Annotated in this window: 12 protein-coding genes; 2 read left to right on the plus strand and 10 right to left on the minus strand. The window is 33.9% G+C overall.

Annotated features, from left to right (window positions below; translation table 11 throughout):
* The first annotated feature begins 35 nt into the window (after positions 1-35).
* The gene (locus CD129_RS04785) at positions 36-578 is read left to right on the plus strand and encodes a recombinase family protein (protein WP_115337051.1); all 543 of its coding nucleotides are present in this window, start codon (positions 36-38) and stop codon (positions 576-578) included.
* A gap of 270 nt (positions 579-848) precedes the next feature.
* Here CD129_RS04785 and betA read toward each other — a convergent pair whose 3' ends face one another.
* Both betA and betB read right to left on the minus strand, forming a co-directional pair.
* Positions 849-2,531: a choline dehydrogenase gene (gene betA, locus CD129_RS04790; protein ID WP_115337050.1), complete on the minus strand. Its 1,683-nt coding sequence runs from the start codon at positions 2,529-2,531 to the stop codon at positions 849-851.
* Positions 2,532-2,572: 41 nt separating this feature from the next.
* Positions 2,573-4,063: a betaine-aldehyde dehydrogenase gene (betB, locus tag CD129_RS04795; RefSeq protein WP_115337049.1), complete on the minus strand. Its 1,491-nt coding sequence runs from the start codon at positions 4,061-4,063 to the stop codon at positions 2,573-2,575.
* Between the two features lie 209 nt (positions 4,064-4,272).
* Here betB and cudC point away from each other — a divergent pair, with 209 nt between their 5' ends.
* Positions 4,273-4,827 carry a choline uptake/conversion transcriptional regulator CudC gene (cudC, locus tag CD129_RS04800; RefSeq protein WP_078357894.1) on the plus strand — a complete coding sequence of 185 codons (555 nt, stop codon included), beginning with the start codon at positions 4,273-4,275 and terminating at the stop codon, positions 4,825-4,827.
* Between the two features lie 185 nt (positions 4,828-5,012).
* Here cudC and cysC read toward each other — a convergent pair whose 3' ends face one another.
* From cysC to CD129_RS04840, 8 genes are read right to left on the minus strand one after another with little or no spacing between them, the layout of a single operon-like run.
* Entirely contained in the window at positions 5,013-5,612 is a 600-nt protein-coding gene (gene cysC, locus CD129_RS04805; protein WP_115337048.1) for an adenylyl-sulfate kinase, read from the minus strand.
* 19 nt (positions 5,613-5,631) lie between these two features.
* Positions 5,632-6,810 carry a sulfate adenylyltransferase gene (gene sat / locus CD129_RS04810; RefSeq protein WP_115337047.1) on the minus strand — a complete coding sequence of 393 codons (1,179 nt, stop codon included), beginning with the start codon at positions 6,808-6,810 and terminating at the stop codon, positions 5,632-5,634.
* 15 nt (positions 6,811-6,825) lie between these two features.
* A complete protein-coding gene (locus CD129_RS04815) occupies positions 6,826-7,734 on the minus strand; it encodes a sulfite exporter TauE/SafE family protein (RefSeq protein ID WP_107509621.1) in 909 nt (302 codons plus the stop codon).
* A 3-nt stretch (positions 7,735-7,737) separates the two neighbouring features.
* A complete protein-coding gene (locus tag CD129_RS04820) occupies positions 7,738-8,370 on the minus strand; it encodes an NAD(P)-binding protein (protein WP_115337046.1) in 633 nt (210 codons plus the stop codon).
* A 25-nt stretch (positions 8,371-8,395) separates the two neighbouring features.
* A complete protein-coding gene (locus CD129_RS04825) occupies positions 8,396-9,136 on the minus strand; it encodes a sirohydrochlorin chelatase (RefSeq protein WP_107509619.1) in 741 nt (246 codons plus the stop codon).
* Between the two features lie 15 nt (positions 9,137-9,151).
* Positions 9,152-9,922 (minus strand): uroporphyrinogen-III C-methyltransferase, encoded by a 771-nt coding sequence (gene cobA, locus CD129_RS04830; RefSeq protein ID WP_078357900.1) that lies wholly within the window; start codon positions 9,920-9,922, stop codon positions 9,152-9,154.
* Positions 9,923-9,941: 19 nt separating this feature from the next.
* Positions 9,942-11,645 (minus strand): NADPH-dependent assimilatory sulfite reductase hemoprotein subunit, encoded by a 1,704-nt coding sequence (locus CD129_RS04835; RefSeq protein ID WP_420896991.1) that lies wholly within the window; start codon positions 11,643-11,645, stop codon positions 9,942-9,944.
* Positions 11,646-11,660: 15 nt separating this feature from the next.
* A complete protein-coding gene (locus CD129_RS04840; RefSeq protein ID WP_115337044.1) occupies positions 11,661-13,481 on the minus strand; it encodes an assimilatory sulfite reductase (NADPH) flavoprotein subunit in 1,821 nt (606 codons plus the stop codon).
* Positions 13,482-13,527 lie beyond the last annotated feature (46 nt).

Raw genomic sequence — 13,527 nt, forward strand, 5'->3', positions numbered from 1 at the left:
ATGTATACATTTATGAAACTATTGAGGTGAAATTTATGAATTACGGTTATATTAGACCCATTGAATTACATGATACGATTGCTGAACAGCATTCAAAGTTAAGCAAATTTTCTTTAACAATTATTGAAGAATCTCATGCTCAAACTGAAATAAGAAAAGAATTAAATACTTTATTTTATAGTAAATTACAAAGTGGGGATGTATTATACATAACTGATTTGTGTATTCTTGCAGATACCTCATACCAATTAGAAGAATTAATTGCGATTGCCCAGGAAGTGAATGTAGAAATTTATATTATTAATGCTGAAGTAACGATTAGCCAAAATAAGCATATGAATTTTAATAAATTTTTAAATCTACTAAACCAGTTTCAAAGCGATATGATTAAATTTAGAACTAAGTCAGGTATCGCAAAAGCCAAAACAGAAGGTAAGACTATAGGAAGACCAAAGCGAAATGATATTAATTTAAAAAACGCAATCGATATGTATCACTCTAAGAAGTATACTTTAGAAGAAATTAAAGAGGCGACAAACATTAGTAGAGCGACATTATATAGACATTTAAATAAATAACAATTATAAGCTAAGTCATAAATAAGGTTTTTTGAAAATATGAGATAAGTCATAGATTAAGTCGGAAGTTAATCTATGAGTTCGGTCAAGTTGTTGATTAACTCCATCATTAATCTAAGACATACTCAAAATTAACACCATTCAATGAAAAGAGCCGGGGACTTAAATGATTTTCATAAAAAATAAGAGCAGAAATTCAATTTTAATAATGAATTTCTGCTCTTATTAAATTTCTAGGACAATTACGTCTTAGCCAACCATCATTTCATTCTACTTCATTATACCTGCGTCTTTATTGTGCACGCCGTGTTTGTAGTAATCTATTTCTTCTGGTTCTAATGGTTTTTTTCCTCTTATAATATCTGCTGCTTTTTCTGCTAGCATCAATACTGGTGCGTGGATATTACCATTTGTTGTACGTGGCATTGCTGATGCGTCTACTACTCGTAGATTTTCCATACCGTGTACTTTCATTGTTAATGGGTCTACAACAGCCATTGGATCTGATGCGGGTCCCATTTTAGCACTACATGATGGGTGTAATGCTGTTTCTGCATCTTTCTTAACCCATTCTAAAATTTCTTCATCTGTTTGTACTGATGGTCCTGGTGATATTTCTCCGTCATTAAATCGTGCTAATGCCGGTTGAGCTAGAATGTTTCTTGCTACTTTAATTGCTTCTATCCATTCTTGCTCGTCTTCTTTTGTTGATAAATAGTTAAATACGAATTTTGGTTTTACGAATGGGTCTTTAGATTTAATCTTCAGACTACCTCTTGAGTTAGAATACATAGGTCCAATATGTACTTGGAAACCATGTTTTGTATCTGCTTTTTGTCCGTCATAACGTACTGCAAGAGGTAAGAAATGGAACATTAAGTTTGGATAATCTACTTCGTTGTTTGATCTCACAAATCCTCCACCTTCAAAGTGGTTACTTGCTGCTGGTCCTTTACGTCCAAATATCCATTGTAAACCAATGAAAGGCATTTTAAATTTATTTAAACTTGGTTGTTGTGAAACTGGTACAGAAGATGCATGTTGAACATAAACTTCTAAATGGTCTTCAAAGTTTTCACCTACACCTGGTAAATGTACGCGCGTTTCGATGCCTAGTGAGTTTAAATGTTCTGAATCACCGATGCCAGAAAGTTGTAGTAGTTGTGGTGTATTGAATGCGCCACCTGATAAAATAACTTCTCCAGCTCCTACAGTATGTTTCTTACCATTTTTCTTAAACGTAACGCCTGTCGCTCTTCTACCTTCGTAATTAATTTCTGTTACAAAAGCTCTTGTTTGTACTGTTAAATTTTTACGCTTCATAGCTGGTCTTAAATAAGCAAGTGAAGCTGAAATTCTTCTACCGTTATGAATTTGACTATCAAATGGTCCAAATCCTTCTTGTCTAAATCCATTCACATCAGGTGTTTTATTAAATCCTGCTTCTACACCCGCTTCAAAAAATGCTTGGAACAATGGATTTGTTGCTGGGCCTCTTCTTAATTTAATTGGACCATTATGCCCACGGTATTGATCTGATTTATCTGCACCATATGCTTTTTCTAATCTTTTGAAGTATGGTAAACAATTAGCGAATTTCCAACTTTCCATGCCTTCTGGTTCTCCCCATCCTTCATAGTCCATAGGGTTACCACGTTGATAAATCATTCCGTTGATTGAACTAGATCCACCTAATACTTTACCTCTTGTATGTGCAACTTTTCGACCGCCCATATGAGGTTCTCCATCTGTTTCATATTTCCAGTCATAGAAACGATTACCTGATGGATACATAAGAGCTGCTGGCATTTGAATTAACAAATCCCAAGCATAGTCACTTCTACCAGCTTCTAATACTAATACTGTTTTATCTTTATCTTCACTTAAACGACTTCCTAATACTGAACCGGCACTTCCGCCACCGATAATTATATAATCATAAGATTTCTCCATGCTTTAATATCCTCCTATATTTTCAATAATCATTGTTGTTTTTATTTGCTAAACCAATTCACTGGTTCAGGTTGTATATTTGTATAAATGTGTTTAGAAATAATATATTCTTCTAATCCTTCTTTACCTAGCTCTCTACCGATACCAGATTGTTTATATCCACCCCATGGTGCTTGTGCAAAATAAGGATGGAAATCATTAATCCAAACCGTACCCATTTTCAATTTGTTAGCGATTCTATTTGCTTTGCCTATATCTTGAGTAAATATGCCTCCAGCTAATCCATAAATTGAATCATTAGCTAGTTCGATTGCTTCTTGTTCTGAAGAGAATCCTTCAATTGTTACAACTGGACCAAACACTTCTTCTTGAACAATTCTCATTGAAGTATCACAGTTTGTAATAACAGTAGGTTCAAAGAAGAAACCATCTTGTAAGTCTGCTCTTTCTGGACGTTTACCACCAGCGGCAATTGTTGTCCCTTCTTCTTTAGCAACTTCTATATATTTTTCAACTTTTCCTCTATGTTCTGCTGAAATTAGAGGACCCATTTCAGTTTCTTTATCAAAACCATTACCAATTTTAATTTTGTTTACTCTATCAACTAACGCTTCTTCAAATTGCGCTTTAATATCATTGTGTACGATTATGCGTGAACCAGCTGAACAAACTTGACCAGCGTGGAAATATCCACCGTTTAATGCTTGATCAACAGCTAACTCTAAATCTGCATCATCAAAGATAATGTTTGGATTTTTACCACCTAATTCAAGCGCAATGTTCGTTACATTGTCTGCTGCGCGTTTCATAATGTGTTTACCAGTTTCAATACCACCAGTAAATGAAACAAGGTCAACTTCTTTATGAGATGATAATACGTCACCAACTTCTGAACCTTTACCAAGTACAAGGTTAATCACGCCATTTGGAAAACCAACTTGTTCCATTAATTCAAATATACGAATTGTTGTTAACGGTGTAATTTCACTTGGCTTCATAACTAATGAACAACCCGTTACAAGAGCTGGAGCAATTTTCCATGAAGCTTGAAGTAATGGATAATTCCAAGGTGTAATTTGAGTTACAACACCAACAGGTTCTTTAACTATTTTACTTTCTGAATTAGGAATAGGTGATTCAATAATTTCTCCACCATCATTTCCTGCTAACCCAGCAAAATACATAAACACATTATGAATATCATCCATATCTGCAAATGATTCTTCTAATGTCTTACCAGTGTCTAACGTTTCAAGAGTCGCGAGCTCTTCTTTATGTTCTTTTATTAAATCTGCTATTTCTCTAACTTTTTGACTTCTATTCTCGCTCGTCTCGTGTGACCATTCTCCTGATTCAAATGACTTTCTTGCAGCCAATACAGCTTGCTCAGCGTCTTCTTTAGTACCTTCTGAGACTGAAATCACTACTTCTTGATTATATGGATTAACGATGTCACGAGTCGCTTTGTTTGAAGCTTCGACCCAGTCACCATTAATAAATTGACGTCTTGATAAACGATCTATATATTCCATTTAAATTACCTCCGTTAACTTTGTTAAATTTTTATTTAACGAACTTTACAAACTTATGTTAGCATATAAATATAAAAGGCGTCAAATCTTCAATATCAAATTAAAATCATAACTTTATACAGGTATTACAAATAGACAAGTAAGGGAAAAGCAACTACAATTTAAAAGAATTCATGGTACAATTAAAGTAATTATTGGAGGTGTATGTAGTGGTACGTTCAGATAACTACAAAAAACAATTAGACCAAGCTAAAGACATCGTTATAAATGGAATTGGAGAAACGATGGATTTATATGGTATTAACCGTAGTGTTGGTAATTTATATGGCACGATGGTATTTGAAGGTAGTATGACACTTGATGAAATGCGCGAACAACTCCAAATGAGTAAACCGAGTATGAGCGCTGGTGTTAAGAAACTACAGGAGTTTGATATCGTCAAACAACAATTTACAAGAGGTAGCAGAAAACAACACTTTATAGCTGAGAAAGACTTCTTTATTTTCTTTAATAACTTCTTCTCAAGAAAATGGGATCGAGAAATATCTATTAATATGGATTCAGTTAAAGATGCAGAAGTATTACTGAAAAAAGTTATTGAAGCTGATGGTGTTGATGAAGATACTAAAGAAGAAGCAACTATCATATATAAACAATTAGAAGACTACAAAGTTTATTACGAATGGTTATCGAATATTAGTAGCGCTATTAAAACAGGAGAAATATACAAATATTTCCCTATACCAGAACGTGAAGATAAATAAAGTATTGAAGTTATTTCCTAAGTGAAATTTGATACTGTTTAAATCTGGAATAATCTGGGGTAATCCGGGCGAATCGCACGAAGACTTCTGAGTTATCGTGCGATTCATCTGAAATCTATACTCAACTAAAAAAGCAGAGAAAATTCTTAGTATTTAAGAATTTTCTCTGCTTTTTATATTACCTATTATAAATATTGATTTTCTTTTAAGTATGACACGATTTTATTTACTGACTCTTCAATACTTTCGTGTTCTGTATCGATTACAATTTCCGGATTAGATGGTTCTTCATATGGTGCATTAATGCCTGTAAATTCTTTAATTTCACCACTTCTTGCTTTTTTATATAAACCTTTAGGGTCTCTTGACTCACATTCATCTAAGCTACATTTTGTGAACACTTCAATAAACTCTCCGTCTTCTAGAATGTTTCTTACGATGTCTCGATCTTCTTTATATGGTGAGATGAATGCTGTCATTGTTACAACACCCGCATCTACCATAAGTTTACCTACTTCTCCTATACGACGAATATTTTCTTTTCTATCTTCTGGACTGAATCCAAGATTTTGATTTAATCCGTGACGTATATTATCTCCATCTAAACGATATGATGTTATTTTTTGTTCAAACAATGCTTTTTCTAATGCTACTGAAATTGTTGATTTACCTGATCCTGATAAACCTGTAAACCAAATAACGACACTTTTATGACCATTTCTTTTTTGTCGTTGTTCTTTTGTTACTTCTGAATCATGCCATGTAATATTTGTTGACGCGCTCATTGTTTCACTCCTCAAGAAATTAGTTTTGTTTCAAGCCTTTAATTAATACATCTGCTACTTCTGGTCTTGAAAATTCTTTCGGTAATTGTTCTCCATTACGCAATTTCTCTCTTACTTTTGTTCCGCTTAAGTGGACATGATTTGATTTATCATGTGGACAAGTTTTAGCTGTTGTCATATTGTCACAAACAGTACAGAAAAATGCATGTTCAAACTTAAAGATTTGAATGCCAATTTCATCTTCATATTGTGAGATTAATTCTTGTGCATCATAAGTTCCATAATAATCGCCTACTCCAGCGTGATCACGACCGACAATAAAGTGTGTACAGCCATAGTTTTTACGTACTAATGCATGCAAAATTGCTTCACGTGGTCCCGCATATCTCATAGCTGCTGGATATATAACAAGTCTTGTTCTTTCTTCAGGGTAATAATGTTTCAAAATGACTTGATAACTTTCCATTCTAATTTCTGCTGAAATATCGTCAGATTTTGTTTCACCAACGAGTGGATTTAATAATAATCCGTCTACTGATTCAAGTGCTATTTTTTGAATATATTCATGTGCACGATGAACAGGATTTCTTGTCTGGAATCCAACAACTGTTTTCCATCCTAAATCTTTAAATAATGCTCTTGTTTCACTTGGGTCTAAATGGAAATCACTAAATTCATCGTGTTTAGGACGATCTACTAATTGAATAGGTCCTCCAAGATATACATTCCCTTTTTCATATACAAGCTTAACACCTGGATGACCTACATCTGTTGTGCCATATACATTTTGAGCTTCTTTTTCTTTATCGTACGTATATTTCTCTTCAAGCTTTAACACACCATAAAGATGATTATCTTCACCATATAACGCGATGTTAGAACCTATTTCAAAGTTATTTGCTTCTTCTTCTGTTACAGGCAATGTAATCGGAATGCTCCAAACTAGCCCATTTTCTAGACGTATATTTTCCACTACACTTACGTAATCTTTTTCACCTAAAAAGCCTGTTAATGGACTGAATCCACCTATTGCAATCAGTTCTAAATCTGATAAACTCCAAGGATTTAAAGTTAACTTAGAGAATGACTCTGCTGCTTCAATTAATTGTTCTCTTTCTTCACCTGTAACTTGACGGTTGATCAATTCACCACCATGAGGCTTAATTGTTTCGCTAATTTGTTGAGTTGCTGATACCATTCTGATTCACTCCTATTAATTTATTTGATCTACTTCTTTTGATTTTTGATTTTGAATGTTGAAAGGAAATTTATTATGTTGGTAAAGCGTAAATAATACGAGACCTAACCATGCAACGACAATTCCTATCTTAACTATATAGACTGTTGTTTCATTACTTACAAAACTGCCTAATAACACACTGCTATTTGTAAAAATAATAAGTCCGCCTACAAGTACTGCTAGAACATATACTGGCAAAGTCTTTACTAACCAAGCTGAAAATGGTGCTGCAACTACGCCACCAAATGCTAATGCCACAACTAATAATATGCTAATTTGACTCCATCCAAGGAAAATGATAAATCCTAATGATGTAGAAATTGTTACAAAAAATTCACTCGCTGAAACTGTACCTATAACATATCTCGGTTCTATTTGATTTCTAGATAACAGTAATGGTGTATTGACTGGTCCCCAGCCTCCTCCACCAATTGCATCTAAAAATCCTGCTATAGCACCTTGAGGAACAAGTATAAATCCTGATAACTTTCCACCATTCAGTTTATTATTTTGTTGTTTTTTAAAAACAAACTGATAAATAATGTAGACGCCCATAGATAATAAAAATATTGCTATAAAAGGTTTTATAAAATCACTATGTAGATTGCTGAGTACACCTGCACCAATAAAACCTGTGATGGCACCAGGTAACGCCAGCTTTAAAATAATGGATTTATCTACATTTTTAAATTTCAAATGAGAAATACCAGATGCTGCTGTTGTTGCAACTTCAGAAAAATGAATCGTTGCTGATGCGATTGCTGGAGCAACACCAAATGTTAATAATAATGAAGAAGAAGTTGCACCAAATCCCATCCCGAGAGAACCATCAATTAATTGAGCTAAAAATCCTACAATCGCAAATATTGTTAGTTTTCGCATATACTACTCCTCTCTTGTTCTCTTTTTAGGTTGTCGTCTTAACCAATTTGTTAATTTGTTTTGTTCATCTTTATCAAAATATTGATCAGATAATATAGATTCTAACAATTGGTTTTTTTCTGTATTTTCTAGGTTTAATGATTTAATAATTATGCGACTTTCAAATAAAAATTCTACGTATTCTTCATAATCAACAGGATATTGCTTCTCTAAATCATCCAAAATATTACTTACTAACTTTGGACTCGCACCAGTTGATGTCACGCTTATTTGTAATTTCCCTCGTTTTAATGTCCCAGGAAATATAACATTTCCGACTTGTGCATCACTGACCATATTTATAAGACTATGTTTCGGGGCTGACTTTTTAATAACATCGTTTACCTCTTGTTGATTTGTAGCAGATATAATAAAGTCGGCATCTTCCAGATCTGATGATTCGAATATCTTTTTCTTCCATATTATTTTTTCATCAAGATAAAGTTGAAATAAGTCTTCTGTGAGTTCTGGGCTAATAACGTGAATCACAGCATCGCTTTCAAGTATGGCTTTCACTCTTCGTTTTGCTATTTTTCCACCGCCGATAACTTTGACTTGCTTATCTGTAAAATCAATATTGAGCGGAACATATGCCAATAGAAATCACCCTTTATTCATATATTCAAACTTTTTCAGTAGTAAGCGTTTCAAGAACACGGTCTTTCAATGCTTCTTGTATAGAAGGATGATGACCTAAGTGTTTACAAACGATAATGTCACTGTTCATATTATGTTCTTTAGCTGTTTTCTCTATGTGACGCTCTAACACGCCTGTGAACCAAAGATATGGTGCTATGAATATTTGTGAATGTTCAGCTTGTAATGCTACTTGTAACGCATCTTCAAATGATGGCTCACACGCAGCTAAGTAACAAACTTCTACATTTTCAAATTCTGTCGTTTCATATAATGCTTTGCCAATAGCCGTTATATCTATTTTAGTTTGAGGGTTATAACTTCCTCTCCCTACAACAAGTAGTTTTGCGTCTTTTTTGATTGAAATATTCGTTTCTTGAATGCGTTCATTCAGAATAGCTGATAATCTTGGTTGAACACCTAAAGGCTTTCCATAAGTAAATGTAACTTCAGGATGTTTTTTCTTTATTTCATCAATTTCATTCGGTATATCTTTAAAGTAATGACCTGCACTGAGCAATAATACGGGTATAACAGAAATTTCAGTAGCACCATTGTCTATTAATTTTTTTACACCTTGTTGAATATCTGGTTGTGCTAACTCTAAGAAGCAAATCTCCTGTAGAGGAATATCTATTTTCTTTTTAACTGAGTCTATAAAAGTAATAGCTTCTTCTGTTGCTTCTTTAATTCTGCTACCATGACTGACATATAATACGCCTATCATTGTATCCCTCCAGTATTAATAAATGAGTTGTGGAACCTGTTGTTCGTTCGCTACTTCTTCAAACCAACTCATTTTTTCTCTTAGTTTGACGACTTCTCCAATGACAATCATTGCAGGATTTTTAACATGTTTTGATTTAGTGACAATATCATCCAAAGTACCAGTTACAGTTAATTGATGATTTGATGTGCCACAATGTATTAATGCAACAGGTGTATCAGAACTTCTACCATGTTTAACTAACAATCTTTTAATTTCTGGTAGCTTTTTGACGCCCATATAAATACAAAGTGTTTCTGGTCCTAAAGCTAAATGTTTCCAATATTCGTCTTCATCTATAGAATCCTTCATCACGCCTGTTATAAAAGCAACCGACGAGCTGTAATCTCTATGTGTAACAGGGATTCCGGCATAAGCTGGTGCTGCAACACCAGCTGTAATACCAGGAACTACTTCAAATTGAATATCATAATTTTTTAATGTTTCCGCTTCTTCACCGCCACGACCAAATATAAATGGATCTCCACCTTTTAATCGTGTTACGGTATGACCTTCTAAAGATAACTTCACAAGTAATTCATTAATTTCGTCTTGCGTTAATGAGTGATTTTTAGGGCTTTTTCCACAATAAATCATTTTTGTATCTTCAGTTGCATATTCAAGTAACGCTTTATTAACAAGTCGATCATATAGAATGACATTGGACTGTTTAATTGCTTTAATACCTTTAACTGTTATTAGATCTGGATCACCTGGTCCAGCACCAACTAAGAATACTTTGCCCATGCTTCCACCCCTTTTCTGTTTAACTATGAAAGTCTTGTCCTGAGTGCACTTCTTTTATAATGCCTTTACGGATAACAAAGTCTCCAAAGTGTTCACCATCATTTTTTTCTTTACCATATTGAATAATAATTGGTCTTAAACTTTCTAAAATTTCATCTTCACCTATATTTTCTTTATATAGTTTATTTAGACGGTCTCCAGAGAATCCACCACCAAGATACATGTTGTATTTACCTGGTGCTTTACCGATAAATGCAATTTCAGCTAGAGCTGGTCTTGCACAACCGTTAGGACAACCTGTCATACGAATTGTAATTTCTTCTTCATTTAAACCTGTTTCATCTAAAAGACCTTCAATTTTATTAATAAGTGTAGGTAAATAACGTTCTGATTCAGCCATTGCTAAACCACAAGTTGGAAAGGCTACACATGCCATTGAATTTCTTCTAAGCCCTGTATAATTTTCTCCATCTGTAATACCATATTTATCTATAATTTTTTGAATTTGAGCCTTTTTACTTTTGGCTACATTAGCAATAATTAAGTTTTGGTTCGGAGTTAAACGGAAATCTCCTGTATGGATTTCAGCAATTTCTCTTAAAGCTGTTTTTAACTTGTAGTCTTGTGTATCTTTCACACGGCCATTTTGAATAAATAATGTAAAATGCCATTTGCCACTACCTTCAGTCCACCCGTAACGATCTCCATTATGTTTAAAATCGAATGGTCTTGGTTCTTCAATTTCCCAACCTAATCTTGTATTTAATTCTTCACGAATCCAATCTACACCTAGTCGGTCAACTGTATATTTAAATCGTGCATTTGTTCTATCTTCTCTATTACCGTGGTCTCTTTGTATTGTTAATAGTTTCTCACAAACATCTATCGCTTCTTCTTTAGGGAAGTAACCAAGCAATCTACCTACTTGAGGGTATGTCTTCGTATTACCGTGTTTCATACCCATTCCACCGCCAACAGTGACATTAAATCCAACTAATTGGTCATCTTCAATTATTGAAATGAGTCCAATATCTTGTGAATAAACATCTATATCATTTGAAGGTGGAACAGCGATACCGATTTTAAATTTTCTAGGCAAATAAGTCTTACCATACATCGGTTCTACTTCTTCTTTAGTATCAACTATTTTCTCATCATCTAACCAAATTTCATGATACGCTCCGGTTTGTGGTGATAAATGATCACTAATATCTGTTGCAAGTTTATCAACTTCTTTATGTACACCTGATTGATATGGATTTGGGTTACACATAACATTTCTGTTTACGTCACCACATGCAGCTAAAGAATCCATAACTGCGTGATGAATACTTTGCATAGAGCTTTTTAAATTTCTTTTTAAAATTCCGTGAAATTGAAATGCTTGTCTCGTTGTTAATTTGATTGTGTCATTTGCATATTCTGTAGAAATATCATCCATTGCAAGCCATTGATCAGCTGTTGCTGTACCACCTGGAACTCTAACTCTAATCATGAAACTATAAGCAGGTTCTAGCTTTTGTTTACGACGCTCGTCACGGATATCTCTATCATCTTGCATATAACTTCCGTGGAATTTCAGCAATTTTGTATCGTCTTCTGCTATTGCTCCTGTTATTTCATCAGATAAACCTTCTTTAATTGTTCCTCTTAAATAATTACTTCTATTTTTAATGTGTTCCATTTCATCTAATTTTTCGGATAAATTAGTTTGAGTGCTCACAATAATGCCCCCCTCTTAATAAATATCTCTTTGATATCTTCTGTCTTTTTTCATTTGAGTTAAAAAGTCTTCTGCTTCTTCTTCGTTATAATGTCCTTCTTTTTGAATCACATTCAAAATGGATTGATGTACATCTTTGGCCATGCACTTTTCATCTCCACAAACATATAAAGCAGCGCCTTCTTGAATCCATTGATAAAATTCTTTACTATTTTCTTCAATTCGATGTTGTACATACACTTTCTCTTCAGAATCTCTAGAGAATGCCACGCTCAATTTATCAAGCACGCCATCTTTTAACCAACCTTGCCATTCTGTTTGATATAAAAAGTCTGTTGTAAAATGTTGTTCTCCAAAGAATAACCATGCTTTATTATTAAGTTCTAATTCTTCTTTTTCTTGAATATAAGATCTAAATGGTGCTACGCCTGTACCAGGACCAATCATGATAACAGGTGTTTCATTCGTTTTAGGAAACTTGAAGTTTGGATTCTTTTTCAAATAAATTGGTACAGTATCGCCAGGTTCTAATCGTTCAGCGAATTGTACTGAGCAAACACCGTTTCTATCTCGTTCATTTGCATGATATCGAACGGCACCAATTGTAAGATGTACTTCTTCTGGTGTAGCTTGATAACTACTAGCAATTGAATATTCTCTAGCAGGTAATTTTCGTAAAATCTGATGTAGTGCATCTGGTTGTAAGTCTTCTGGTGGAAAGTCATTAATTAAATCAATTAAATCGCGACCTTCAACATAACCGTATATCCAACGGTCTTTTTTAACTTTTTCAGATAACACGTCGTTTCCAAAAATATTAGCTGCTTTTGTAACAATCGGTTTTGTAAGTTTCATAATTTCAAAATGATTTGTCAGTGCATCACGGAGCGTTAATGTATCACCCGCATCATTTATAGGAACACTTTCATCTGGATTCCAAACGAGTGTTTCAATTAAGTCTGATACTACTTCAGGGTCATTTTTAGGGAATATACCAATGCAATCTCCTGGTTCAAAGGAGTCGGTGAAACCTTCTAAAGATAGTTCGATATGTCTCACTTCCTTATTTGAACCTCTACCATTTAAATTGATGTTTTCAAGTATTTCAGCTTCATATGGATTAGATCTTGAATACGTTTGAGTAGCAGATATATCTTCAGGGTTAACTTTAACTGGTTCAGTTGATTCATGACCTGATATATGACCTATAGAATTCAAGATACCTTCCATCCATTTTTCTGCTGGTTCATCAAAGTCTAAGTCACAATCGACTCTTGAATGTAATCTCTCTGCACCAAGTTCTTCTAGTCTATTATCAAAATCTTTACCAGTTTGACAGAAGAATTCATAAGACTCATCTCCTAAAGCTAAGACAGAATACCTTAAGTCATTTAACTTAGGCGCCTTACGACTATGTATAAACTCATGGAAAGTGATCGCATTATCTGGTGGATCACCTTCACCATGAGTTGCAGTAATAATAAATAAATCTTCGACTTTCTTTAAATCTTTCGGTTTAAAATCTTCCATACATGCAAGATTAACTTTGAAATCTTTTTCTTTTAATTTACTTTCTAATGTTTCTGCTAATCCTTGAGCATTTCCTGTTTCAGAACCAAACAATATTGTGATTTCTCGTGTTTTTGGTTTTGGTTCATTACTAACTGGTGCTGCTGTTTCAACTATTGATGCACTTGGTTCATTACTTTGGGCAGCTGCCGCTGATAAGTAACCACTAAACCAAATCTTTTGCTCCTTAGTAAGTGTTGAAAGTACTTGATTTAGCTTTTCTGACTGTTCTTGATTAAATGGGCTATTTGTTACTGTTAATTCCAAAAATGTCACCTCATCCTGTCCAATTTTTATTTTCATTTTTACTATT

The organism is Mammaliicoccus fleurettii (assembly GCF_003970575.1).
Lineage (GTDB): Bacteria > Bacillota > Bacilli > Staphylococcales > Staphylococcaceae > Mammaliicoccus > Mammaliicoccus fleurettii.